Annotated in this window: 30 protein-coding genes and 3 pseudogenes; 18 read left to right on the top strand and 15 right to left on the bottom strand. The window is 32.9% G+C overall.

Translation table 11 applies throughout. The annotated features are described in order from the left end of the window. From ACK1U5_RS03975 to ACK1U5_RS03990, 4 genes are all read right to left on the bottom strand, one after another. Positions 1-75, bottom strand: a 75-nt coding sequence (locus ACK1U5_RS03975; protein WP_274415936.1) for a YrzI family small protein, incomplete at its 3' end; no start/stop codon positions are given. Between the two features lie 26 nt (positions 76-101). Then, positions 102-245: a YrzI family small protein gene (locus ACK1U5_RS03980; protein WP_000668961.1), complete on the bottom strand. Its 144-nt coding sequence runs from the start codon at positions 243-245 to the stop codon at positions 102-104. 28 nt (positions 246-273) lie between these two features. Continuing rightward, positions 274-417 carry a YrzI family small protein gene (locus tag ACK1U5_RS03985; protein ID WP_000142715.1) on the bottom strand — a complete coding sequence of 48 codons (144 nt, stop codon included), beginning with the start codon at positions 415-417 and terminating at the stop codon, positions 274-276. 27 nt (positions 418-444) lie between these two features. Next, complete coding sequence (locus tag ACK1U5_RS03990; protein WP_000156176.1) at positions 445-585, bottom strand: YrzI family small protein; 141 nt, start codon at positions 583-585, stop codon at positions 445-447. A 440-nt stretch (positions 586-1,025) separates the two neighbouring features. Between ACK1U5_RS03990 and ACK1U5_RS03995 the strand changes: the two genes are divergently transcribed. After that, positions 1,026-1,619, top strand: a complete 594-nt coding sequence (locus ACK1U5_RS03995) for a DUF4825 domain-containing protein (RefSeq protein ID WP_000876535.1) — start codon at positions 1,026-1,028, stop codon at positions 1,617-1,619. Between the two features lie 51 nt (positions 1,620-1,670). Then, positions 1,671-1,886, top strand: a pseudogene (locus tag ACK1U5_RS04000) (2'-5' RNA ligase family protein); the annotation flags it as partial. Positions 1,887-1,900: 14 nt separating this feature from the next. Here ACK1U5_RS04000 and coaW read toward each other — a convergent pair. The 8 genes from coaW to ACK1U5_RS04040 form a co-directional block, all read right to left on the bottom strand. Continuing rightward, entirely contained in the window at positions 1,901-2,722 is an 822-nt protein-coding gene (gene coaW / locus ACK1U5_RS04005; protein ID WP_000442493.1) for a type II pantothenate kinase, read from the bottom strand. A gap of 84 nt (positions 2,723-2,806) precedes the next feature. Next, positions 2,807-3,205 carry a 3-hydroxyacyl-ACP dehydratase FabZ family protein gene (locus ACK1U5_RS04010; protein WP_000547659.1) on the bottom strand — a complete coding sequence of 133 codons (399 nt, stop codon included), beginning with the start codon at positions 3,203-3,205 and terminating at the stop codon, positions 2,807-2,809. 56 nt (positions 3,206-3,261) lie between these two features. Next, positions 3,262-4,461, bottom strand: a complete 1,200-nt coding sequence (locus ACK1U5_RS04015; RefSeq protein ID WP_000222700.1) for an LL-diaminopimelate aminotransferase — start codon at positions 4,459-4,461, stop codon at positions 3,262-3,264. A gap of 342 nt (positions 4,462-4,803) precedes the next feature. Next, entirely contained in the window at positions 4,804-5,166 is a 363-nt protein-coding gene (locus tag ACK1U5_RS04020; RefSeq protein WP_000757017.1) for a hypothetical protein, read from the bottom strand. Between the two features lie 169 nt (positions 5,167-5,335). Further along, entirely contained in the window at positions 5,336-5,635 is a 300-nt protein-coding gene (locus ACK1U5_RS04025) for a hypothetical protein (protein ID WP_001279464.1), read from the bottom strand. A 153-nt stretch (positions 5,636-5,788) separates the two neighbouring features. Continuing rightward, positions 5,789-6,991 (bottom strand): MFS transporter, encoded by a 1,203-nt coding sequence (locus tag ACK1U5_RS04030; RefSeq protein WP_000269261.1) that lies wholly within the window; start codon positions 6,989-6,991, stop codon positions 5,789-5,791. Between the two features lie 295 nt (positions 6,992-7,286). Beyond that, complete coding sequence (exsC, locus tag ACK1U5_RS04035; protein WP_000148797.1) at positions 7,287-7,721, bottom strand: exosporium protein ExsC; 435 nt, start codon at positions 7,719-7,721, stop codon at positions 7,287-7,289. Between the two features lie 168 nt (positions 7,722-7,889). After that, entirely contained in the window at positions 7,890-8,042 is a 153-nt protein-coding gene (locus tag ACK1U5_RS04040) for a YqbF domain-containing protein (protein WP_000291905.1), read from the bottom strand. Between the two features lie 477 nt (positions 8,043-8,519). Between ACK1U5_RS04040 and ACK1U5_RS04045 the strand changes: the two genes are divergently transcribed. The 9 genes and pseudogenes from ACK1U5_RS04045 to ACK1U5_RS04085 all read left to right on the top strand — a co-directional run bounded on the left by ACK1U5_RS04045 (position 8,520) and on the right by ACK1U5_RS04085 (position 13,535). Beyond that, on the top strand, positions 8,520-8,888 hold the full coding sequence (locus ACK1U5_RS04045; RefSeq protein WP_000071478.1) for a hypothetical protein: 369 nt from the start codon (positions 8,520-8,522) through the stop codon (positions 8,886-8,888). Positions 8,889-9,083: 195 nt separating this feature from the next. Further along, the gene (locus tag ACK1U5_RS04050; RefSeq protein WP_048567579.1) at positions 9,084-9,869 is read left to right on the top strand and encodes a class I SAM-dependent methyltransferase; all 786 of its coding nucleotides are present in this window, start codon (positions 9,084-9,086) and stop codon (positions 9,867-9,869) included. Between the two features lie 69 nt (positions 9,870-9,938). Further along, positions 9,939-10,127: a DUF3970 family protein gene (locus ACK1U5_RS04055; protein WP_000621885.1), complete on the top strand. Its 189-nt coding sequence runs from the start codon at positions 9,939-9,941 to the stop codon at positions 10,125-10,127. 77 nt (positions 10,128-10,204) lie between these two features. Further along, on the top strand, positions 10,205-11,170 hold the full coding sequence (locus tag ACK1U5_RS04060) for a nucleoside hydrolase (protein ID WP_001223681.1): 966 nt from the start codon (positions 10,205-10,207) through the stop codon (positions 11,168-11,170). Between the two features lie 180 nt (positions 11,171-11,350). After that, on the top strand, positions 11,351-11,593 hold the full coding sequence (locus ACK1U5_RS04065) for a GlsB/YeaQ/YmgE family stress response membrane protein (RefSeq protein ID WP_000638306.1): 243 nt from the start codon (positions 11,351-11,353) through the stop codon (positions 11,591-11,593). A 77-nt stretch (positions 11,594-11,670) separates the two neighbouring features. After that, positions 11,671-12,066 (top strand): hypothetical protein, encoded by a 396-nt coding sequence (locus ACK1U5_RS04070; protein ID WP_000847587.1) that lies wholly within the window; start codon positions 11,671-11,673, stop codon positions 12,064-12,066. A 316-nt stretch (positions 12,067-12,382) separates the two neighbouring features. Continuing rightward, on the top strand, positions 12,383-12,529 hold the full coding sequence (locus ACK1U5_RS04075; RefSeq protein WP_000959548.1) for a hypothetical protein: 147 nt from the start codon (positions 12,383-12,385) through the stop codon (positions 12,527-12,529). Positions 12,530-12,668: 139 nt separating this feature from the next. Further along, positions 12,669-12,840, top strand: a pseudogene (locus ACK1U5_RS04080) (aminopeptidase); the annotation flags it as partial. Positions 12,841-12,863: 23 nt separating this feature from the next. After that, a complete protein-coding gene (locus ACK1U5_RS04085; RefSeq protein WP_001987496.1) occupies positions 12,864-13,535 on the top strand; it encodes a YjgB family protein in 672 nt (223 codons plus the stop codon). A 170-nt stretch (positions 13,536-13,705) separates the two neighbouring features. Here ACK1U5_RS04085 and ACK1U5_RS04090 read toward each other — a convergent pair whose 3' ends face one another. Then, positions 13,706-14,920 (bottom strand): MDR family MFS transporter, encoded by a 1,215-nt coding sequence (locus ACK1U5_RS04090; protein WP_065703873.1) that lies wholly within the window; start codon positions 14,918-14,920, stop codon positions 13,706-13,708. A 101-nt stretch (positions 14,921-15,021) separates the two neighbouring features. Between ACK1U5_RS04090 and ACK1U5_RS04095 the strand changes: the two genes are divergently transcribed. The 5 genes from ACK1U5_RS04095 to ACK1U5_RS04115 all read left to right on the top strand — a co-directional run bounded on the left by ACK1U5_RS04095 (position 15,022) and on the right by ACK1U5_RS04115 (position 20,548). Continuing rightward, entirely contained in the window at positions 15,022-16,758 is a 1,737-nt protein-coding gene (locus tag ACK1U5_RS04095; RefSeq protein ID WP_448814769.1) for an ABC transporter substrate-binding protein, read from the top strand. A 159-nt stretch (positions 16,759-16,917) separates the two neighbouring features. Further along, complete coding sequence (locus tag ACK1U5_RS04100) at positions 16,918-17,541, top strand: YhbD family protein (RefSeq protein ID WP_000102238.1); 624 nt, start codon at positions 16,918-16,920, stop codon at positions 17,539-17,541. Positions 17,542-17,554: 13 nt separating this feature from the next. Continuing rightward, positions 17,555-18,265 (top strand): bactofilin family protein, encoded by a 711-nt coding sequence (locus ACK1U5_RS04105; protein ID WP_001258384.1) that lies wholly within the window; start codon positions 17,555-17,557, stop codon positions 18,263-18,265. Between the two features lie 18 nt (positions 18,266-18,283). Next, entirely contained in the window at positions 18,284-18,991 is a 708-nt protein-coding gene (locus tag ACK1U5_RS04110; RefSeq protein ID WP_000400911.1) for a hypothetical protein, read from the top strand. 24 nt (positions 18,992-19,015) lie between these two features. Further along, positions 19,016-20,548 (top strand): MDR family MFS transporter, encoded by a 1,533-nt coding sequence (locus tag ACK1U5_RS04115; protein WP_000229619.1) that lies wholly within the window; start codon positions 19,016-19,018, stop codon positions 20,546-20,548. A gap of 54 nt (positions 20,549-20,602) precedes the next feature. Here ACK1U5_RS04115 and ACK1U5_RS04120 read toward each other — a convergent pair whose 3' ends face one another. Further along, on the bottom strand, positions 20,603-20,923 hold the full coding sequence (locus ACK1U5_RS04120; RefSeq protein WP_001062727.1) for a hypothetical protein: 321 nt from the start codon (positions 20,921-20,923) through the stop codon (positions 20,603-20,605). Between the two features lie 261 nt (positions 20,924-21,184). On the opposite strand from ACK1U5_RS04120, the pseudogene ACK1U5_RS04125 reads away from it, so the two are divergent. Together ACK1U5_RS04125 and ACK1U5_RS04130 are read left to right on the top strand one after the other, a co-directional pair. After that, positions 21,185-21,510, top strand: a pseudogene (locus tag ACK1U5_RS04125) (BC_2878 family exosporium-associated protein); the annotation flags it as partial. Positions 21,511-21,820: 310 nt separating this feature from the next. Continuing rightward, positions 21,821-22,591, top strand: a complete 771-nt coding sequence (locus ACK1U5_RS04130) for a GNAT family N-acetyltransferase (RefSeq protein ID WP_000638734.1) — start codon at positions 21,821-21,823, stop codon at positions 22,589-22,591. Between the two features lie 352 nt (positions 22,592-22,943). On the opposite strand, the gene ACK1U5_RS04135 is transcribed toward ACK1U5_RS04130, so the two are convergent. Then, a complete protein-coding gene (locus ACK1U5_RS04135; protein ID WP_000027150.1) occupies positions 22,944-23,375 on the bottom strand; it encodes a GNAT family N-acetyltransferase in 432 nt (143 codons plus the stop codon). Positions 23,376-23,481: the final 106 nt, after the last annotated feature.

Consider the following 23,481-nt stretch of genomic DNA (forward strand, 5'->3'; position numbering starts at 1 on the left):
CTCATGAAGCATTTCAGACTCGGACAATTTATTTTTTTGAATGGTAATGGTTAAAAAGAATACTTTAAATTTCATAGGATAATTACCCCTTTATAAGTGGTTTAGAAAAGACGAGTGTAATAAGAAGATTGAAGCTCTTTTACTTCGTCCATAATGTTTTGAATGTGTTGTTCACGTAAAATCTCTTTCTGTGAGAGCTTACGTTTTTGAATAGTGATTGTTAAAAAGAATGCTTTAAATTTCATGAATATATTACCCCTTTAAAATATATTTTTAATACATTTGAGTGTAGTATGAACTTTTAATGTCAGTTATTTTATCAGTCAGTTGTTTTAACTGTTGTTTACGATTGATTTCATTTTCAGATAAATTATTTTTTTGAAGTACAGTCGTAAAAAAGAAAATATGAAAAGTCATAAATGAATTCCTCCTTTCGAAAAGGAATTACAGGTGATCACAGTAAAGTGCTTGGCGCTCCTTAACATCATTCATAGCTTTTTCAATTTGCTCATTATGAAGAATTTCATCTTTGGAAATTATATTTCTTTGAATCGTAATACTTAAAAACAATACGCTAATAGTCATTGAATGTTGCTCCTTTCTTAGAAAAATAATGTAAGAGACTAAAAAATCGCGCAAAAAAACCACAGGAAGATACAGTTCTCCTATGGCTGGGCGTGAAAAAGCCACAGGAAAGTATACGGCCTCCTGTGGCGAATTTATGAATTAAATGAAATAAAGTACGATTTTCAATTCTCCATTAGGGTGGTCGAATTCATATTTAATTGTCCAGAAAACACAGGTGCAGTTAACGCTAAAGTTAATGCATGTAATTGTAATTTCATCATTTCCTTCGACCTCCTTTTAGAATTTTTTTCTTACGTTAGTAAGTATATACAATTAATGGATAATTGTAAACATAAAAAATGAAAATTTTTAATTTTGATTAAAATGCGTATATTTAAAAGGGATTTGAAAGTAAATATTGTAATTAACGAAATATCGATAAAAATGGGGGATGCTAAATGAAATATATGCATCATAACATGATCGTTATGCTAACAATTTTTTTATTCATTGCGGCTTGTTCTAATGGAGAAAGAATAAAAGATATATATGATATTAGGTCAGATGATTTTAAGAAATATACTGGGACATACGTTGGTAATAATTCAGATGTGGTTGCAATTGTTAATCATTTACCCGGTGGTGGAACAGTTCAAAGTATAAGTTTAGAAAATGAAAATATAAAAGTGAACTATGGCGCAAAAGAAAGTGGGGCTCTTACAGAAGAAATGATTGAGACGTATTGGTTTGATGAGAAGGATACGATGAAGAAGAATTTTTTCTTTAATGCTATATATTTAGTGATTTTAGTGCCAAATGCAAAAATTTATGAGTTTCAGGTAGAGAATAAAAACTTTAAGATAACGAGGGAAGAAATGTTATCAATTTTGCATAGAATATTCGATGATTTTCCAAAAGAAAAAGATATATGGGATAAAAATAAAGTTATAAAGTTCTTTAACGGCAATGAAGAAAAAATTAAAATGCTTGTGGAAGATAAAGATTTTCGGAAATCTTTATTTGCTAAATATCCAGTGAGCCAGTTGAAATAATGGAGGGGAGAAGATGGAGTTAGTATACAAAATTTCTTATCATAGAATGCAGGACCTTTATTACAATTTTTGAAAGAAGACATTCCGTACATCCCGCATGTAACAGTCGGAAGAAAAGAAAGTGCCAAATTAGCTGCTGAAGTAGTGAAGGAGATTCCTAGTTTTCATGGGAAGTTAAATTGTGTGATTGATAGAATAAGCGTGGAGCGAATTAAAGAGAACGGGGAATCAATTATTGAATTTGAAGTGCCATTTTTAAAAAGCTGACAAAAGTCAGCTTTTTATTTCGTAGCATGAAGTAATGCACCAATTGCACCGCTATTACCACCATCTTGTAAAAAGATTGGTGTTTTATTTTGATATTCGGTGTAGCTACTTATAATATGTTGAAGTTGTACGTTATTACATAAAGTCGAACCAATATAAATAATATGTTTAATGTTTTTTGTTTCAGCGAATTGAAGGCTTAATGCAGTAACGACTTCACCGACAAGTCCTTGTATAGTAGCAAGTATGTCTGAGCTATTATATTTCGATTCTGAAATAGCGGCTTTACCAAAATTGCTAGCAGTTAAGCTATTATCAATAGGTGAGAGAATACCACCATAAATATCTCCAACCGTAATATCTAGTTCTTTTCTAGATCCTACTTTTGTTAGAGGAATTACATCTTCAAAATGATCTATATTTGTTAACAATTTTGAAAGTCCCATAATAGTCCCACCGCCAACTCCGGTTCCACCAGCGCGAATATATTGTTCATTATAAACATAATGGATAGAAGTACCTGTACCGATATTGGTTAAAATAAAATTGTTTATAGTGTGTTTTTCTTCTTTTAATATGTATTGGACACCTGCAAGAGTAGATTCAAATTCGTTTAGCTCTATTATTTTATATGAACCTGTAAGCAGATGCTGTAATAGTTTCGATTTACCACCCGTAATACATATTTGTTTTATGCCATTGTTGTTTTTAATCCAATCTATTATTTTATGTTGTTCATGTGAATAAAATTTTTCAAAAGTTAATAGCTTTTTTTCGTTAAAATAAGCTATTTTCGTTAATGTGCCTCCAGCATCGATACCGATAGTACGTTCCATTTTCCTGCTCCTAACTACGTAATATGTTTTCCTATTTACTTAATTGGTTGAGAATAGATATTTCCAACTGATATAAGGAACACTTTAATCTGCTTGATATATTAATAGTTTTTCTATAGTTACAATAGGCTGGTCGTTTACAGTTGCAATACCTTTACCAAGAATAAAACCTCGGCGATTGCGCGTTAGCTCATAATGTAAATCAAGTTTATCACCGGGATATGCTTTTCCGTGGAATTCAACTCCATCTAAAGAGGAGAGAAATCCTAGTCCTTCAGAATCACTTGTATGTACAAATGCACTAAGCTGGGCAAGTGATTCTACAATTAACATATGAGGCATATGTTTTTGACTATCATTTATAAACCATTCGTTATTTGTAATGAGTTTATATCCTGTAACGGATTCACCTTGTTTTACATTTGTTACTTTATCAATCATTAAAAATGGATAACGATGGGGAAGCGTGTCTTTAATATGCATATGAAAGTACCTCCAATTAATAATACCCCTGCTAAAGTTAAGCAGGGGAGTGGGAACTAATTTTTAACTAATTCATCTACTTTTTCAAGGACGAAAATGCCGCTATTTCTAATATTTTCAACAACTTGTTGCAACACTTCTTTATCTTGAACGAGTGCAATACGTACGAAGCCTTCTCCATGAGGTCCAAATGCATGACCAGGTGTAACAACGACATTCGCACGATCCATTAATGCATAAGCGAAGTCTAGAGAAGTCCATCCTTGTGGAATTTCAGCCCAGACAAACATACTACCAGCTGGCTTATCGACATTCCAGCCAAATGTTCGGAATCCATCGACTAAAGTATCTCTCCGTTCTTGATAAATATCGCGGTTTTTCTCACAAAATGCAGCGCCATTTCTTAGTGCTACAGATGCCGCTTTTTGAATTGGTAAAAATACACCGTAATCGGTATTAGATTTAAATTGAGTAAGTGCACGAACAATTTCTTCGTTTCCAATCATATATCCAATACGGCTACCTGCTAAACTATAACTTTTTGACAAAGAATTGATTTCTACACCAACTTCTTTAGCACCAGGTACAGAGAGAAAGCTAATTGGCTTATTACCATCGAAATAAAATTCAGCATAAGCAAAATCATGGACAACGATAATATTATGCTTTTTCGCGAATGCGATTACTTCTTTAAAGAAATCTTCATGAGCCATTGCTGGAACGGGATTCCCTGGGAAGTTTAAAATCATCATCTTCGCTTGATCGGCAATTTCTTCAGGGATGACTTCTAAGTCTGGTAAGAAATCATTCTCTTTCTTTAAAGGCATGTAGTAAGATGTTGCACCAGCCATTTGAATACCTGTTTCATAAGCTGTATATCCTGGATCAGGAACTAATATAATATCACCTGGATTTGCATAAACCATAGGTAAATGAACGAGCCCGTCTTGTGAACCCATTAATAATAAAACTTCTTTATCCGCATTTAATAAAACGTTATGAGTGTTGTTGTAATATTCAGTTACAGCTTCGTGAAATTCTTGAATACCTGATAATGTATACCCATAGCTCTCTTTTTCACTCGCTGTATGTACCATTGTTTCTCTTACAAAATCAGCGGGCGGCATATCAGGATTTCCGATGCTCAAATCAATCATGTTATGACCTGCTGCAATTTTTTCTTTTTTATAGGCTCCTAATTCACTAAATATAGAAGATTGGAATGCTTTCATTCTAGTTGCTAACGTGTAAGTCATCAAAACCCCTCCTAAAAACAGTGCTTTCATTCTGCGTTTTTAATTATTCTGAAAACACATGTTTACATTTTATCATTTTTTTATGAAAATTAAAACGATTGACAAATTTAGAGGTAGGATTAGCCTATTTTGAAAAGTAACGATGTAAATAGCGTAGATATATTAATTGAAATGTGTATTATATGATTCATTTTATATAACTTAAGGTATTTTCTAGCTTTTATTAAGTATATTTCTCATGTTTTGAATGAAAAAGAATACGAAAACAAGGGCTATTTTTGCGGACGATTTCTAAAGTGAAATAACGCAGAAAATATTTTCTGCGTCTCCTCTGAAATGTAATCATTTCTTTTTATATGTGCATAATTTTTCGGCTGTCAAAAAGTATACATTTAATGTACCGTCGGCAACTTTTAAAGTTTGGTCCGATGTAAATGAATTACCATAATCAATGTGATATACATTAGAATTTTTGACAAATGAGCCTTTATATAAATCGTCTTTATTCTTTGTTGTTTGCATTTCTACTAAATTTTGCACAATTTCCTCTTTATTTTCTTTTTTGACAACTGTTTCAAATTTATAATATACAGGGCATTCACCTTTTTTATTGTCAACGACTTCCCAAGAACCGTATATATCGTTATTGCTGCATCCACTAAGTAGGATGATTAGTATAGGAATTGTAAGTAGAACCTTTTTCATTTTGTGCTCCTTTCTTTTAAATTTGAATAAACGTGCGAATACGATAGGGATATTATAATAAATAAAGTTTAAATTTTTTTAAAGAATTATTTAATTTCATATAAAAATTTAGGAGAAATTAAATAAGCATGAATCTAGTGTAAAGTCAGATTCATGCTAGTACTATAGCCTATGTTATGTCTTTTTTGAGGATAAATAAAGAGGAAAGCAGAATCACTATTCCATTTAATATATATACGCTTGCGGTCATAAAGGCTAACGTACCTGCGCCAAATCCTGCTTTATCGAATATAGAAGCAAATGTTGCGATAGTCAAAAAGATAATGGGAGTCAGTAGTAAAAATATGAAACCTGCCACGATTCTTTTTTTAAAACTATGTCCAGATAAGGAAATGGCTAAAAAGTTTAGGATGCTAAACAGAGCAATTGCAAAGAGCAGGACAATAAATACTTCGATGCCATCAGACATTTTACCACTCCTTTTATAAAGAGTACTTTTTATAATCTATTCGAAATAAAAGGGGGATACTCCTTTAGGTAATTTCAATAAACGTAATAAATAGGCGTATTATAAAACAAAGAAGTATGGATTCAATATTAGACCCATACTTCTTTGTTTATTTTATAAATTTGCAGATTGCGAATGCTGTTTTTCATAATGTTTCTGCTTAGAAAGGGAAATAGAAATAATCAATAATGAAACGACTCCAAAGATGAGAACCATATATTGTAACCCAATTGTATCTAAGAAGAAGCCTGTGCCAAGTAAGACGATTTGGAACATAACCCTCTCAAACATATTACGGAATGAGAAGAGGCGACCGTGATAACTTTTTTCCACTTTCGTTTGGAAAATCGTCGACATAATAGGGAAGAAGCAGCCAACACTAAACCCAAACAAACCAAATGATGTAAGAGCCATCCATTTTATATCGCTAAAGAACAATGACAGATGTGCAAAAGCAGTACAAACTGCGAAGAAATATAGTAATTTTTCAGGTTTGAAATGATCAGATAGACGTTTAATTACGAAGGCACCTAACATAAATGCGACACCTTCAATTGTATATATGAACCCTTTAATCGTAGGATCATGTTGCATTTCGCTAATGTTAATAACCATTAAATTAAACCCAGCTATAAATAATAGAGGGATGATACTTAATATAAGTGCTGTAAAAGCAATAGGAATTCCTTTTAAAATACGAAATACTTCCATAAAGCTATTATCTTTTGCAGCTTGTTTACTTGGTGTTGTTGATTTCTTGTCTTCGAATTGTAGGAAGAAAGTCGAGAGGAATAATAAGGCGTATGCTGCCATTGAGAAGGCATACATGTACTGTAAACTCATCACAACTAAAAGAATTCCACCTAGTGAAGTGCCTGCAATACGAGCAATTGTACCAACATTCATATGTACACCGTTCATTTGTAATAACTCATGCTCACGTACGATGAGTGGAATTACAGATTGTAATGCAGGGAAATAAAATGCTGCTGAAATTTGAAGAGCAACCATAAATGCGATCATAAATGCGATACTTTCAAATTGAATAGCAAAAAACATGAAAATAACACTTAAAACTCGACCAAACCCAGCGTAAAGAAGAACTTTTTTCTTTTCATACTGATCGATGACGCGGCCAGCCATAGGTCCAACTAGAACACCGGCTAATAGTCCGATAAATAATATAACTGATTTCATGAAATCAGAAGGGACATATTTTTGCATAAATTCAAGGTTGCCAAGAATACCAAGCCATAATCCTAGACCTGCAATAAACTCCCCAATTAGAACAATCCAAACGTTTTTATTACGCCACATAACATAAAACCTCTCCGTCTTTTAAAAATGAAAAACTCGTATATAAAACCTCCTTATTTATGCATTATTTTCATACGAACTTTTTTAGAGTCAGAGTCTATATTACGTGTTTCATAATTGGATTTCAATCTTTTTGATTTGTCAAAAATTTGATGTGTTAATTGATGAAATAAGTGAATCAAAACGTAAAAAATTTATGATTAAAGCTAATAGAAAGTAAGGATACATATAAAAAAGCAAGAACGTATAACTACGCCTCGCTTTTCTCAAGTACAAAATTAAATATTAGATTCACTTAGCAACATTTACGCTCTTGTCCAATAGCTAAAGCGCTAAAAGATAGTGGGCCAACAACTTCTGCACTTGCACCACTAGTAAGGTTTTCAACAGTTAATGAATATTCGTGTGTTCCACTGCTAACGTTTTGATCTATAGCTTGAAATGTTTGTACGTAGAATTGTTCAGAATCTGTAGATTCAATACCTACTTGTGCATTAAAAATTTCAATGTTATCACGGAAAATTCGGAATAAAACTTGTGAAGTCTCAGTTATACCTTCTACACCAATTGTAGCGATTAATTCTACTCGATTATTACGTGAATCTCTACTTGAAATTCTCAATTTCAAATTTGCTAAAATTGCTTTATTTGGAGAAGCTGGGATTGCAAAAGTTGTTTCACCAGTTTTACTTATAGGCTGAGTAGCTTGGTAATCAATGATATGAGTCATATTCTTCACCTCCTCATATACTAGAATATGAAAATAGTGAAGAATTAGCTTGGACAAATACTGGATTATTTAATAGAGTCAACAATAATTATTGAAAAGAAGAAATTCACATAAAAGCATTAAGAATATATCACAATAAGATGATATTTTTCTTAATGCTTTTTGTAATTAAGCAGAATATTCTTCTTTACGTACTTCAAAAAATTCATTACGTCGCAAGTAATTATAAATTTTCTCTGAAACCTCTTCTTCTTCAGACACTAAGAAACGATGATCAAAAGCGTAGAAAGATTGACCTTTAATTAATTTTACGTAATACATATTAAACGCCTCCTGACACTAGATTATTACTTGCTTCATATTATGATGGCCTATATGTCTGCTAAAAATACTTGGAGTTTCAAAGGGGATAAGTAAAGGGATAAAAGAGCTTACAATTCTGTAAGGTTTATGTCACCTTTTTCGATAGTTTGTATTTACCAATTTCTTCTATAATGCAAATAGGTTACATAAAATAAGGGGGTAAAAAGATGGATGAAATACTTGGAGAAGTTGTAGCTGGTATTTGTGAATTTGTAGTGGAAGTAACAGCAGATGCTATAGGAAATTTAGTTTCTGGAAATGATGAGGAAAAAGAAACATTATAATAATTTGTAAAAGAATAAAGTTGATCAAATTATAAAGGCTGATTTCTAAAGGGAAATCAGCTTTTTTATTTTTTACATTATATTAACTTAATTTGAATATTCATTTGTTATCATATTTAAGAAGCCTATATAAGGAGGTGAATAAACAAATATGTCGAATTCAGGGCCTGATTTATCTGTTTCTCGTTTGATTGTGGTAAATATAGAGGAAAAAGAATATCATTTTATTGTTCGTGAACATCCGATTGTAGGGAAGTTTATATCGCTATTTGAAAATGGGAAAGAATACGGTTTAATAGATAAACAAATCGCTAATAAAGATAAATTTATTACATCGGAGCTTACTAAGTTAGATTATTTTAATATAGATGTTTTATATCTTACACCTGGGTGGATATGGATTGGTATGGATCAATTTGGTTTACATGCTCGTGAGGCTACTTATAACGAAGTAGATGTTATTATGAAGTTGAAAGAGGATTTATATTATATAGACATATACGAAGAAATAAAAATGTAGTAAATATTTATTCAGGTTAGGGGGAAGTTCCCATAGCCTTTTTTTGTTTAATAATAAAATGCAAAATTATATTATTTTAATGAAAGGTAAATATGATAAGAAGTGAGATGAAAAGAGGATTTGAAAATACATTAAGAGAATTGTAATAATTATATGAGTCGTATATGTAAATAACAATAGAAAGAAGATGATAATATGAGTAAAGAAGAGCTTGTGAAAAAACAGTTTGGCAGCAATGCAGATAAATATGTAAATAGTAAAATACATGCTAAAGGACTGGATTTACAATATGTAGTTCAACAAGTTGAGTCTCGTCATAATAATCGTCTTCTTGATGTTGCTACTGGTGGCGGGCATGTGGCAAATATGTTAGCACCTATGTTTGAAGAAGTAGTTGCACTTGATTTAACAGAACAGATGTTAGAAAAAGCAAAAGTTTTTATAAAGCAGAATGGTCATGAAAATGTATCTTTTGTAGCAGGAAATGCAGAGAATTTACCATTTGCAGACCATTTTTTTGATACAATTACATGCCGGATTGCAGCCCATCATTTTACGAGTCCGGCTCAATTTATTTATGAAGTAAATCGTACGTTGGAGGATAATGGATTATTCATCTTAATAGATAATGTTTCGCCAGAAAATAATGAATATGATACATTTTATAATTTTATAGAAAAAAAGCGTGACCCAAGTCATGAACGAGCTCTAAAAAAGACAGAATGGCTTACTTTATTAGAAAAAAATGGTTTGCAAATGCAGTCATGTCTTACTTTTGATAAGAAGTTTAATTTTGACTGGTGGTGTAATATGATGGATGTCCCTTTACAAAAGCGTGAAAAATTAACAGAATGTATGATGAAAGCACCAAACGAAATGAAGGGATATTTTAATATTCAATTTAAAAATAATAAAGTAGAATCGTTCTATACTGAAATGGCTATGTTTATATGTAAAAAAAGTACAACGTTAAAAAGATAAATGTGTTGCAGTCTTTCTGAAGTACGATATACTTAGTACAGAGAAACTGAGAATTGAGGAATAGTTATAATGATTCGTGTACGCATTGAAGGTACTGAGGAAGAAATGCTTGAATTTATGGGGAAAATGCCAGACATTCCTGGATTTGAAAAGACACATATGAGAGAGCCGAGAAAAGGAAATAACCCGAAATACGATTCAAGTAAAAATGTACTTGCATATTTGTCTTATAAAAAGATTGAAGTCGCCAATAAATAGGCGGCTTTTTTAGTTTGCGCTGTTTCACCGCCTTGTCTTTTTCACATAATAATAATAGTAGATTATGCTCAAGAGGGGTGAGAATAGTTAATAAGAAAATTATCTTTTTTGGAGACTTTGGTATTGATGACGCCGTAGCGTTAATTTATGCAAATAAAACATGTAAATTAGATATTCTAGGTATTGTTGCTGAGTATGGGAATGTATCACGAGATATCGTTACGGAAAATGTTTATTTTTTAGAAAGGTATTATGCTACACAAGTGAAAATTATTGAAGGTGCGAGTAGACCGATGACAGCTGAAGAGCCTTTGTTTTTCCCTGAAATCCACGGGGATCACGGTTTAGGTCCTATTATTCCACCTGAGATGAGAATTTGTAAACGAGAAAATTTTTGTGAATTAATCAAATTAATCGAACCTTGTCCAGAAGATATTATAATTGTGGCGACAGGGAGACTAACGACGCTTGCTACGTTATTTTTATTGTATCCAAATATAATGGATCGTATTTGTTCGTATTATATAATGGGCGGCGCTTTCCTATTTCCAGGTAATGTTACACCAGTATCTGAAGCGAATTTTTATGGTGATCCAATTGCAGCAAATATTGTTATGAAATATGCGAAAAACGCTAGCATATACCCGTTAAATGTAACACAGGGCGCGCTTATAACACCTGAAATGGCCAATATAATAGATAAACAAGGAACTGGACAGGCGAAACTCATTAAACCAATGATTGATTTTTATTATGAGAACTTTTATAAAAAAGAATATCCGGGTATTGGTGGGAGTCCTATACACGATTTATTACCGTTTATCTCGTTTATAAATGACAGTATTTTCGAATATAAAAAATCGGCAGTGTGGATTAGTACGACAAATGATGTGACTAGGGGCCAAAGTGTAGCAGACTTTAGAAAAATAGCTGAGCCAACAAGGTTTGATGATCGGCCGATTCAAAGAATTGCTGTTGGTTTTAACTATGCAGCTTTTAAAGAAGAGTTTATGCGAACAATATTGAAGCCAGATTGTCCTTAATGTGTGTAATAACAAGTCGGATAATTCGTTAGTTCAAAAAAAGGTTTAATCTGTGTGTATTATTCTCAAAAATCTTAAAGTTGAACAACATGAATAACTTATGAAAAATGTCACATAACTAATGGTAAGCAATTGTTTCTAATTATATTTTGATTGGTGAAATGTAAAGGAGGTTATTATATGATTTGGTCTTTAATCGTCGGTGGTATATTAGGGTGGCTTGCGAGCTTAATTACTGGAAAGGACGTACCTGGTGGTGTAATAGGTAATATTATTGCTGGTATTATCGGTTCTTGGGTTGGTTCGAAATTACTTGGTAGTTTTGGTCCAGTCATTGGCGGATATGCAATTATTCCAGCTTTAATCGGTGCGATCATTTTAATTTTCATCGTAAGCTTCTTATTACGAGCAATGCGAAAATGAATGTAAGGACTGTTTACATTTGTAAGCAGTCCTTTTTATATGTTATGCTAGTATTATACAATCAGGAGGTGTCAGCATTGAAAACATTCACAGTAAATTTCCATCAAGAAGATAATGCTAAAGCGACAACAGTACATAAATTAAGTGAAGAGGACTTTAACAAAGCAACAGAAAAAGGCACTCGTCATCTATTTGATTTAGATACAAACGTTGGATTCTTCGTATTCTTTGATGCAGAAGATGCAGAAGGAAACGATCAATACTTAATGTTACAATACGAAGGTGATCATGAAGAGCCAACTGCGTGCTACGGATTTGATTTAAAACTATACTATCAATTTTTAGCACTGTACTTAAACGATCTTGAGTTCCAAGGTGAAACAGATGAGGAAGAGGAAGAATACGGTCCAATTCATCATTTAGCGCATTTACTTTATCATATTGTTGAAGATGGTAAATCAATCGAAGTGTAATATACATATTTGAAGCTGCCCTTTTTGGGCAGCTTTTTTATATGACATTGGAATGGTGTACTGTGAGCTAAATAAAGTGAAACTTTAATCAGTGGGGTGTTCATCCCCACTGATTATCAGCCCTCACCAATCGGGCTTTTACGGACAGCAGGGCCCCCACCTAACTTCTTTGTTTCCGCTGAATTTTGAGGTGGGGATCTTACTGCCCGGCAAATAGCGGGATAAATTAATAATAGAAATTTATTTATTACTTTCATGTTAGCATCGTAAAACACCTGTTATAATGATTGTAATTAAATTCATGGAGGCTAATTTTATGCTTGTAGATGTAAAAGCTTTTATTAAAGCTGCAGGTTTAACATGTATTTCATCATTAAGTGGAGATAACACGTTTGCTTATAATTTTGAAACTGTAAAAAATACTATCGCTACATTTTTTAAGAAGCTAAGATTTACCGTATAATTTTATTTTAACCAGTAGGAAAAGAGTAATCACTTCCTACTGGTTTTTTTCTGTTTCAAGGAGCTGTTGTGAGAGCATGTTTTAAGTTATAGATAGAGGATATTATCATTGAGAAGAGAAGGTTTAAATAAGGAGATGAAAATGGTTTCGTTTATCAGGAGGTAGTTACTTCGGATATAACAGACTTGGTTACTTTTTAGAAACAGCTTTTGTAATATATTTTGTACAAGCTTTTGGAGAGAGTGAAGCACTGACTTTTTTGGAACAAACATAATTTGAAAAGTAGTGTAATGGGTTGGTTAACGAAATGAATAAGATGCAATAGGGGGTAAAGATGATGAAAATATATTTAAAAATAGTTATGTTATTTTTGGTGTTTACATGTATGTTTGCACTAGCCGCATGTAAAGAGACAGACGAAAAAAAGGAAACAAATCCAACCTCGGAAAATAATAAAAATGAACAAAGTAATTTTTCAGAAGAACAGAAAAATCCTGAAGCAAAACCAAGCAATGAAAAAACAACAAAACCATCGCCTGACCCAGATTCGAAAAATAGAACACTTAATCAAAAATCAATTAACCACGTTAAAGATTTGTTTGAACTCGCAAAAGAAGGAAAAGTACCTAATGTACCATTTGGAGCCCATACAGGGGATATTGAAGAAATTGAAAAAGCGTGGGGGAAAGCAAATAAAACCGAATATGCAGGGAACGGAATGTACGCAACTTTTACAAATAAAAATATTGTTTTCGGATTTAATAAAGGGTCACAAGTTTTTGATGTACGCTCATATCATGCAGAACTAAAATTGATTACATTACAAGAAATTGAAAAAGCATTAGGAAAACCATCTTCAGTTAAAGAGAATGGTGAAGATAAAATATATGTATACAAAGTAAATAACCAGTATGAGCTGAAATTTGTCATTCCAAAATCGACTGGTAAGGTAGATCATATTTCTGTATTTTCACCAGAGGATAGTATTAATAAAATGGCAGGATAAGAAATTAAGTGATTTCAAAAACACCTCACTTTCCTTAAGTGAGGTGTTTTTAGTTGTAAATAAGGAACGTCTCCTGCCATATAAAACATACTTTCATACGCGAAATACTTCACTTTTGTTTTTTAATATTCATCCAATAAGAAATATTGATCTACTGAAAAAGTAGTAACCTATAAATTATGTGTAGGCTGGTTCATGATTTTTTTACGTTCTAAATTTTGAACAAACAGTGCTTGAACAATACCTCCAATTAATAAGAAACTAGCACAAATATAAAACAGCATACTTCCATTTAAATTACTTAATAAAACTGCACCAATAACTGGTCCGCATGTTCGAGATATATCCCAGTGTATACCGTAAATTGAAAAATATAAACCACGTTTATTGTGAGGTGCAATTTCTGAAACGAATCGTAATAAATGGTTTAGAGCAATACTTTCTCCAATGACTAAAAAGAGTAAGGTGAAGAACAACGAGAATATCGTCGTTGAATAACTAAAGCCAACTGCAGCTATTGTATAGCAGGCGTAAGAAATAAGGATGATTTTCGCCATAGAAAATCGTTCAGACCATTTTACGAGGAAGATTTGTAGAATGATTTCCAAAATGGCTTTGCATGTTGAAATAAATGCGAGTATGAATACGAGATTAGGAAATACATGTTCTGCAAAAATACGATAATTCGTCTCAGTTTGTGCATAAAAAAAGCTAATAGGAAGTGTAGAAACCATAAGACCGAATATGGCATAATGTTTAAAAATAAATTGCTTTGGTGAACTTGCCTCAACTGTTTGTTTCGACTTACTCATAGGTGGAACGGTTTCTGGGAGCTGGGTCCAAACAACAACGGCATATATCGTAAGGGTTACACTTTGCACGATAAATAAATATTCTGGGTGAGTATTATAAAAACTTGCACCTATTAAAGGGCCGACTACGGATCCAATTGCTCCCATCGTTTGTAGGAGAGCAAAAACTTCTGCTTGCTGCTCTTGTTTTGTTAAATCAGCAATTTGTGCACGCTGAGCTGGAATGTATAAGGAACGGCCAATACCATTAATGACATATAACAGTGCAAATATAAAAACGGATTGAGCGAAAACGAAACTGCCGATTGCAACACCTTGTAGTAATAATCCGAGTAACATAATCTTTTTTCGGCCATATTTATCAGTAATTCCTCCAGCAATAAGTGTAAATAAAATGTCTGAAAGTGGCTGTAATCCGAAAATTAGCATAGTTATTATTACATTGCCGTTTAACATTTTATTGACGTAAATAATCATAATGAGAGCTAACATAGATTCAGTCGTTCGGGTTAATAATTCACCACACAATCTAATAAAAATAGGTTTATTGTAACGAAGTAAGAGATAATTCAATATTAATTCCTCCTTTCTATATTGAAATGATAAGATGAAAGGAGAGTTGGAAAAAGGGTAGAGACTATAGGGAGGATTTTTCACCTTTTAGGGGGAGTATGATGTTTATTTTAGATCAATACATTGAACTATGGATTGCTTATGGAAAAGGAAAAAAAGAGGGAGAACGATTGGAAGTAACAGTGCAAAATATATCTGGTACATTATTTTGTACAGAGCGCAATAGTAAATTAATTATAAAAAAATTAGATGAGTTAAATTGGATCAAGTGGTTTCCAGGTCGCGGCAGAGGAAATCGGTCCAAGTTAATATTTCAAAAGCACCCGATGTCTTTAATTTTAGATAGAGGAAAAGAAATAACGAAAAAAGGGGATGTGAAAAGCGGAAGTATATTTGTGGAACGCTATAGCTCACATTTTCCATCAGTAAAGGGAGAATATCATTCCTGGGTGGATTCAATATTTGGTCATAAGGTTGAAATGACATCTGAAGGGAGAAGAGATGTACTCCGGTTGCAAGTACAAATGAATTTAGATATCACATTAGATCCTGTATACGCTACAATGCGTTCAGAATGCCATATGGTAAAACATATATTCGACACACTCGTGTATGTAGACGGTAATACAAACATTATAGAGCCAAGACTTGCATTTCACTGGGAATATAATGACGCTGAAAAAATATGGACGTTTTACTTACGAAAAGGAGTTCACTTTCATAATGGAAAACAACTTACTGCACATGATGTTATATACTCGTTGAATCGATTTATGAAGCTGGAAAATAATGCACACGCATGGATGTTACAACACGTTGAAAATATCCGTTCAGTGGATGACTACGTTTTCGAAATTCAATTACATACGGAAAATCGAATGTTTTTACATATGCTAAGTGCAGAACAGTGTTCTATCGTGAATGAAGATGAAGCAGGAGAGCTAATTGGAACAGGGCCTTTTCAATTATATAAAAGTAATGAAAATCTGTTCATTTTAGAAGGACATCCTTTATATTTTCGTGAAAGACCTTTTTTAGATCGTATTGAGTTGTGGAATGTAGAACAAGGTGTAAGTACATACGATGTTTTAGTAAAGGCGCAGTATAAAGATAAAGAAAAACATAATAAAGAATTGTCTCGGCTTGAGTCGAACGTGACATATATAACATGTAATCTTACGAAAGAAGGACCAATGCAAGATGCGTTATTTCGGAAAGCGTTATATAACATCATTCATGGTTATACAATCGTTCAAGAACTCGGCGGAGAACGTGGAGAAGTGGCAAAAAAACTAATATTAGCAGGTGAAAGCATTGTAGAGATTGAGGAAGATGTAGAAAGTTTAACTAAAAGGAGTACTTATCATAATGAAGTGCTACAACTCTACACATTTACAGGACGAGATCATGTTGAAGATGCACAGTGGATACAAAAAGAGTGTGCGAAATACGGGATTCGTGTAGAAAATAATTTTCTTGATATAGAAGAGCTATTGGAAGTAAGTACGATACAAAAGGCCGATATGATGCATGATAGTGCTACAATTAGTGAACGAATAGAAGATAGTCTATTATATATGTTTCTTACAAAAAATAGTTTTATTCATGGACAAAGCAGCATGGACTTTCATGAAAAGTTGTCTCCTTATTTTAGACAAGAAGAATTAGAGAAAAGAGTTACACTGTTACGCGATATCGAGGATACTTTGTTACGTCAAATTCATATTATTCCTTTATATCGTAATAAACAAGAGGTAAGTACACATGAAAAAGTTCAAAATATAATGATTAATTCACAAGGTTGGATTGATTTTTATAATATTTGGTTTAAGTCTTGATATATAAGGGCTTTTGCACATTTTCATAAGGTGTGTAAGAGCCTTTTTTGTATGTAGGAATAGGTTTGTTTTACACATTGTTACGCTACTTGTGATAAAAGTTTATTTACAGCGTAACAGTGTTATGTTACATTGTTATCAGGAAGGAGTGTTATACAGTTGAGTACAGATTTAATTTCAAAAAAAGATTTATTAGAACTAACTGGTATTTCATACGGACAGTTATATAGGTGGAAAAGAAAAAATTTAATTCCGGAAGATTGGTTTGTACGAAAATCAACGTTTACAGGTCAAGAGACATTTTTTCCGAAAGAAAAGATATTAGAGCGTATCGATAAAATCCAAACGATGAAAGAGGATTTATCACTTGATGAACTAGCGAACATGTTTTCGCCGAGTGTGAGAGAAATTCTTTTAACAAAGGAAGACATTTTATGCAAGGGGATTGCATCAGAACCAGTTTTACAATTTTTCATAGAACAAACGAATAAAAGAGCAGAGTTTCAATTTGTAGATATTCTTTATGTGTACATGTTAGAAGAATTACTGCAATCAGGAGAGATTAGTTTAGAAGAAGGAAAAATGGTCTTGCAAGTTTTACGTGAAAATTATGAAGCAATTAAACATAAAACTTGTGACTTAATTATTGTCCGAAAGTTAGGGATTTCTACATGTTTATTAGTTTCAAACGTGGACGATTTAATTTTTGAAAAAGGCACCAAAATCGTTTTACGCGAAGCGATTATGAAATATACCGAAGCATTAAAAACTAAATTGTTGTAGTGGAGGAGAAAGTATGCGTACAGATAATTTGATTATAAATGGTTACGGTTCATCGAATGGTGGCGAGTTTCATAAAGTGCAATTAAACGGAAAAGGAACTGTGAATGGAAATGTTGAATGTGAGCAATTTGAATGTAACGGTTACGGTGCAGTTACTGGCGATTTGAAAAGTAGCAGTGCACGAATTAGCGGATCTGGTAAAGTTGATGGCACAGTTCATGCTGAAACGATGCGAATTGATGGAAAAGCAACAATTACGCAAAATGTAAAAGCAAACAGTTTAAAAATTGCAGGAAAAGGTACGATAGGTGGAAATGTCACTGGTGAAGAATTTAAAGTCAATGGTCAAGCTACAATTGACGGTAATTGTGAAGTGGATACTTTTTCTTCAGAAGGACAATTTACAATCGGTGGTTTATTAAGCGCAGATGAAATTAATATAAATATTCACGGTACATGTCGAGCGAAAGAAATTGGTGGTCAAACGATTAAAGTAAGACATAGATCAGGTACATTTAGTAGGCTATTTAAAACAGTATTTGGCTTGCAGTTAGAAGCTGAACTATTAGAAGGTGACAATATCGATATTGATTATGCTCACATAAGAACGGTAAGAGGAAACAATGTTACAGTAGGAGCAAACTGTGAGATTGAACTGATTGAATATACCGGTGTTCTTACTGTTGATAAAAATGCAAATGTAAAAGAAATTAAGCAGGTTTAACGGAAGGGAGAAATCAGTATGGAACATCCACATAGTCTCACAGTAAATGGTTCTGGTAATTCAGCAGGCGGAGATTATAATAAAGTGAAGATTCGCGGTGAAGGAACAATTACGAATGATATGAGTTGCAATGAGTTTAAAACGTACGGAACGAGTGATGTACGCGGTAATGTGAAAGTGAAAAACTATGTCGTGTATGGAGATAACGAAGTACAAGGAAATGTAGATGCGGAATATGTAAAAGTATATGGTAATACACAAATTCATGGTGATGCTCATATTGAAAAAACAAAAGTTAGAGGTATGATAAATATTGAAGGAAAGTTTTCAGGTGATTTCGTAGATGTAAAAGGTGCTTTAAATGTAAAGGGAGATATTGAAGTAGAAGATTTATCATTAACTGGTGGTCTTGAAAGTGATGGATTACTTAATGCTGAAAATATTCAAATCTCACTTCGTTATGAAGGCAGTAAGGTAAGAGAAATTGGTGGTAAAAAAATTACCGTTCGTAAAAAAGCGAGATTTATTCCTTTTACTAGTCATGCTGGAAACCTCCAAACTTCAATTGTTGAAGGAGATGATATCTATTTAGAACATACGATTGCTGAAGTTGTAAGAGGCAACAACGTCACAATTGGTCCTGGATGTGAAATTAGTGTTGTAGAATATCATACTAGTTTTAATCAAAAAGGTAATGCAGTCGTAAAAGAACATAAACAAATATAAGTAGTATGAGGGAGAGCAAGAGATATGGTTGAGAAGAATAATAAGCTCGGCTTTGTTGTGGCGGGCTTATTGCTAGGTATTTTAATGGCATCGATGGATAATACCATTGTCGTAACGGCGATGGGAACAATCGTTGGTGACTTAGGAGGCCTCGAAAACTTTGTATGGGTCGTTTCTGCCTATATGGTCGCAGAAATGGCAGGCATGCCTATTTTCGGTAAGCTATCAGATATGTATGGTAGAAAGAGATTCTTTATTTTCGGTTTAATTGTCTTTATGATTGGTTCGGCACTTTGTGGTACTGCTGAAAATATTACACAGTTAGGTATTTATCGTGCCATTCAAGGTATTGGCGGCGGGGCATTAGTGCCGATCGCGTTTACTATCGTTTTTGATATTTTTCCACCTGAAAAACGCGGGAAAATGGGTGGTTTATTCGGAGCTGTATTTGGATTATCTAGTATTTTCGGGCCATTACTTGGCGCATATATTACCGATTACATTAGCTGGCACTGGGTATTTTATATTAACTTACCACTTGGCATTTTAGCACTTATTTTTATTACATTCTTTTATAAAGAATCACGCGTTCATAGAAAGCAAAAGATTGATTGGTTTGGCGCAATTACTTTAGTTGGTGCAGTAGTTTCTTTAATGTTTGCGCTTGAACTAGGCGGACAAAAATATGATTGGGATTCTAGCTTTATTTTAAGTTTATTTGGTGGATTCGCTATTTTAATCATCGCATTCATTTTTATTGAACGAAAAGTAGAAGAACCAATTATTTCATTTGAGATGTTTAAGCAGCGCTTATTCGGAATGAGTACAATTATTGCATTATGTTACGGTGCTGCATTTATGTCAGCAACTGTTTACATTCCGTTATTCATTCAAGGTGTATACGGCGGGACTGCAACAAACTCAGGATTATTACTTTTACCTATGATGCTAGGATCAGTCGTAACAGCGCAGTTAGGTGGATTTTTAACGACTAAGCTGAGCTACCGAAACATTATGATTATTTCTGCTGTTATTATGTTAATCGGATTATTTTTATTAAGTACATTAACGCCAGAAACAAGTCGTGCATTATTAACGGTTTATATGATTATTATCGGATTTGGAGTAGGTTTCTCATTCTCTGTACTAAGTATGGCTTCAATTCATAACTTCGGTATGGAACAGCGTGGATCTGCAACTTCAACGAGTAACTTCATTCGTTCATTAGGAATGACACTAGGTATTACAATCTTCGGAATGATCCAAAGAACAGGTTTCCAAGATCAATTAGAAGAAGCATTTAAAGGGATGAGCGGGGGAATGAATACAAAATTAGGGGATTCAAGAGCCATTTTATCAGAATCGGCAAGATCTCAAATCCCTCCGCAAATATTAGATAAGATTATTGACGCTCTTTCTAGTTCAATTGTTCAAACATTCATGTGGGCATTGGTACCAGCTGGATTAGCATTCATGTTCATTTTCTTTATGGGAAATGAGCGTATGGTAATTAAGAAAGAACAAATGAATAAAAAGAGTGAAACATCAAAAGCGTAATGAAAAAGCTCCTTTCCAATTGGAAAGGAGCTTTTTCGTATGTACGGTGTTAGATTAGCCTTCGATAATTTCGTATTCTTCGTCTGCAAGTAATAAAATTTGCGTTTTCTTGCCTTTGTTTTGAACTTCGATTACATCGTATGCGCCTAAGTCTCTTACTTTGCTTTGAGAAGCGTTAACCATAACTTCAATAGAATCAATTAAGATATCTTCTTCAATATATGATTCAGGCAATGCCATATCTTCAGTATCTAATACACACGCATATAGATTTTGTAAATTTTCAGCAGTTGGGTTTTGTTCCTCAACATCAATGATATTTTTTACTGCATCCATATTTTCTTCTTTTGCTTGGTACACTTTAATTTTAGCCATAATTTTAATCTCCTTTATAACGTAATCGTAGAGGCTACACCTCATTATAACGTTTTTTTTATGAAAGATGAAATTGTTATATGTATTTATAGTAAAAATTATGTGTCCTTACTCAAAATTGGTGTGATTTCCATATAAATGTACGAGTAGGTAACGATAATGTTACGTTAAAGTTATATTGTCCAAGCTTTTCTTATTTTCTTCCTATATGTATGTAGTAGCAATTCTATATAGAGAAGGGATGGAGTGTAAGTGGGTTGTGAACCGAGAGTTTCTAGAGATTTTGTTCAAGTACCTGAACTGGTAGGTTTTCGATTACTTTTATCACATCCAGCTGGAGACCCTTTAAACTACGGATTATTATTTATTAATTTTCCTGATACGATTTTTATTTTTATATTGGCATCAAGCGGATACCTTGCCATTTCGAACTGTTTAAAAATAGAGGGCGGAACTGGTGATGCCGAAATAGAAGAGATGAAAAAATGATAGAGGATGACGATAATACGTACAAGTCAGTTGTTAAATTGACTAAAGTATATAAGAACGGTGAGACGGAATCTTTTATTTATAAAAATGAGTTATAATACATGTATTTAAATGCACCCTCAAACTATTGTTGAGGGTTGTTACATAATTAATTATGTTGATCCTTTAAGCCATTTGTTAACGAGTAAGAAATATATTTATTGTTGACTTATTTTATAGGTTGATCATTTCATAGTTAGTAGATGTTATAATCATTTTATGTTTACTGATATTTTATAAATATTCGAAGTTTCAATTTAATAGTCAATTGCTTTTATGATGAACAGGTGGGTGTGTATATGAATACGAATTATGGAGCGCTCATGAAAATGTTAAGAGTAGTTGATTCTAAAGAAGGCGGGAATGTAAATGATATATGAAGCGAATATACATACAAGAAAAAAACTAGTTTCTATGTTTGAGGATTTCAATAACGTTGTTTTACTTTCTTATTTACAAGGGCATATGGGTACTGCTTGGGTAAATGATCTTGAAAATCCAACAGTAGCACAAGTTACGGTAGGAATTTTTACATTTTACGCTGGAGACCCAAATACGAAAGAAACAGAAGAGTTATTACGTAATATTCCAGAAAGAATTTTAGTTATCGTAAATAGTGAAGAGTGGAAACAACGCTTAGAAACATTCCATGAAAGAAAAATAGATAAGTTTTTACGTTATAAATTCAAACGAAATCCAGAAGTTTTTAATCGTTCAAAATTACAATCTTTTATATCAGCACTTCCAAAAGAATATGAGTTAAGAAGAATAGATGAGCATATCGCAAATAGCCCCAAATTACATAAGATATCTGAAGATTTTACAAGTCAATTTCATTCGATAGAAGATTATATAAACCGTGGTATAGGTTATAGCATTTTATATAATGGAGAAGTTGTATGTGGTGCATCCTCCTATAGTATTTATAATGATGGGATTGAAATTGAAGTTGCGACTGATCACAATCATAGAAGAGAGGGCTTGGCAACTGTAGTTAGTGCAGCTATTATATTGGATTGCTTAGAAAATGGAAAGTATCCAAACTGGGACGCAGCGAATACTACATCTGCTAAACTAGCAGAAAAGTTAGGATATGAATTTGATAAGGCATATGATACTTATTTTGTAGATAATAGATGAGTGAAGGAGTTACATACTAAAAAATACATGCGCCCTAGTACGTAAGTCTAGGGCGCATGTATTAGTTGGTAAATATCTTCATAACAATTTTATCACATTTTATCTTTTGAATGTTTGGAATTAAAGATATTTATGTGACTTTTTGAAAAAATAAAAGAGCAGTTAGCAAAAGCCAACTGCTCTTCTCCAAGGGGGAATGGAGAAATACAATCATGTTACCTATAGTATTGACAGAACATTGAGTTTTAATCAGCCATTTATAAAAGGAGAGATAAAATATCTTTGATTAATCCTTAGCTCCGATTAGGAGTACTGATAGAAAAACGATTGAGAATATATTTTTTTATTACATTTACAATTTGAAGAGTAGAACGTGTTTATCGTAATTCTCCAAACACCAATTATATTTTTTTAGAATAATTGGATGGACTGCTTCTTTCGTAGTATTGACTTCAGTATATCCATATTTCTTATAAAAGTTTTCTAATTCCTCAAAAGGAAGACAATATACATTTTGTATTTGTGATTTTTTTGCAGTTTCTACTAAAAATAAAACAAGCTCACCAGCTAATTGTAGCCCTCTAAATTGAGGCAGAATAAAAATTCCGCCCATTTCTAAAGTATCTTCATCTATTTGGACTAATCGGCCAACGCCTGCATACTCGTTGTTATATGTAATAATTGCAACTTTATCTCTCTTTAAATCACTCCGTACAAATCCTATTGAGTCATATTGGTTATTAATCCATTCTAAATCGTTAGATGTGGCCAATTGAATACTCATATACATCCTCCTTCGGAATACTAGCGCTCTCTTCATTATATAGAACATAAGATACTATATCAAAAGAACCTTGAGATAGCACATTTGTTTAAGTTATTAGTTAAAA

It is taken from the genome of Bacillus sp. XB1 (genome assembly GCF_053557995.1).

What these genes read in the sequence shown, in the direction of transcription:
- ACK1U5_RS03980 (WP_000668961.1), bottom strand. Translation starts at nt 245, where the DNA reads ATGAAATTTAAAGCATTCTTTTTAACAATCACTATTCAAAAACGTAAG.
- ACK1U5_RS03985 (WP_000142715.1), bottom strand. Translation starts at nt 417, where the DNA reads ATGACTTTTCATATTTTCTTTTTTACGACTGTACTTCAAAAAAATAAT.
- ACK1U5_RS03990 (WP_000156176.1), bottom strand. Translation starts at nt 585, where the DNA reads ATGACTATTAGCGTATTGTTTTTAAGTATTACGATTCAAAGAAATATA.
- ACK1U5_RS03995 (WP_000876535.1), top strand. Translation starts at nt 1,026, where the DNA reads ATGAAATATATGCATCATAACATGATCGTTATGCTAACAATTTTTTTA.
- coaW (WP_000442493.1), bottom strand. Translation starts at nt 2,722, where the DNA reads ATGGAACGTACTATCGGTATCGATGCTGGAGGCACATTAACGAAAATA.
- ACK1U5_RS04010 (WP_000547659.1), bottom strand. Translation starts at nt 3,205, where the DNA reads ATGCATATTAAAGACACGCTTCCCCATCGTTATCCATTTTTAATGATT.
- ACK1U5_RS04015 (WP_000222700.1), bottom strand. Translation starts at nt 4,461, where the DNA reads ATGACTTACACGTTAGCAACTAGAATGAAAGCATTCCAATCTTCTATA.
- ACK1U5_RS04020 (WP_000757017.1), bottom strand. Translation starts at nt 5,166, where the DNA reads ATGAAAAAGGTTCTACTTACAATTCCTATACTAATCATCCTACTTAGT.
- ACK1U5_RS04025 (WP_001279464.1), bottom strand. Translation starts at nt 5,635, where the DNA reads ATGTCTGATGGCATCGAAGTATTTATTGTCCTGCTCTTTGCAATTGCT.
- ACK1U5_RS04030 (WP_000269261.1), bottom strand. Translation starts at nt 6,991, where the DNA reads ATGTGGCGTAATAAAAACGTTTGGATTGTTCTAATTGGGGAGTTTATT.
- exsC (WP_000148797.1), bottom strand. Translation starts at nt 7,721, where the DNA reads ATGACTCATATCATTGATTACCAAGCTACTCAGCCTATAAGTAAAACT.
- ACK1U5_RS04040 (WP_000291905.1), bottom strand. Translation starts at nt 8,042, where the DNA reads ATGTATTACGTAAAATTAATTAAAGGTCAATCTTTCTACGCTTTTGAT.
- ACK1U5_RS04045 (WP_000071478.1), top strand. Translation starts at nt 8,520, where the DNA reads ATGTCGAATTCAGGGCCTGATTTATCTGTTTCTCGTTTGATTGTGGTA.
- ACK1U5_RS04050 (WP_048567579.1), top strand. Translation starts at nt 9,084, where the DNA reads ATGAGTAAAGAAGAGCTTGTGAAAAAACAGTTTGGCAGCAATGCAGAT.
- ACK1U5_RS04055 (WP_000621885.1), top strand. Translation starts at nt 9,939, where the DNA reads ATGATTCGTGTACGCATTGAAGGTACTGAGGAAGAAATGCTTGAATTT.
- ACK1U5_RS04065 (WP_000638306.1), top strand. Translation starts at nt 11,351, where the DNA reads ATGATTTGGTCTTTAATCGTCGGTGGTATATTAGGGTGGCTTGCGAGC.
- ACK1U5_RS04075 (WP_000959548.1), top strand. Translation starts at nt 12,383, where the DNA reads ATGCTTGTAGATGTAAAAGCTTTTATTAAAGCTGCAGGTTTAACATGT.
- ACK1U5_RS04085 (WP_001987496.1), top strand. Translation starts at nt 12,864, where the DNA reads ATGATGAAAATATATTTAAAAATAGTTATGTTATTTTTGGTGTTTACA.
- ACK1U5_RS04095 (WP_448814769.1), top strand. Translation starts at nt 15,022, where the DNA reads ATGTTTATTTTAGATCAATACATTGAACTATGGATTGCTTATGGAAAA.
- ACK1U5_RS04105 (WP_001258384.1), top strand. Translation starts at nt 17,555, where the DNA reads ATGCGTACAGATAATTTGATTATAAATGGTTACGGTTCATCGAATGGT.
- ACK1U5_RS04110 (WP_000400911.1), top strand. Translation starts at nt 18,284, where the DNA reads ATGGAACATCCACATAGTCTCACAGTAAATGGTTCTGGTAATTCAGCA.
- ACK1U5_RS04115 (WP_000229619.1), top strand. Translation starts at nt 19,016, where the DNA reads ATGGTTGAGAAGAATAATAAGCTCGGCTTTGTTGTGGCGGGCTTATTG.
- ACK1U5_RS04120 (WP_001062727.1), bottom strand. Translation starts at nt 20,923, where the DNA reads ATGGCTAAAATTAAAGTGTACCAAGCAAAAGAAGAAAATATGGATGCA.
- ACK1U5_RS04130 (WP_000638734.1), top strand. Translation starts at nt 21,821, where the DNA reads ATGATATATGAAGCGAATATACATACAAGAAAAAAACTAGTTTCTATG.
- ACK1U5_RS04135 (WP_000027150.1), bottom strand. Translation starts at nt 23,375, where the DNA reads ATGAGTATTCAATTGGCCACATCTAACGATTTAGAATGGATTAATAAC.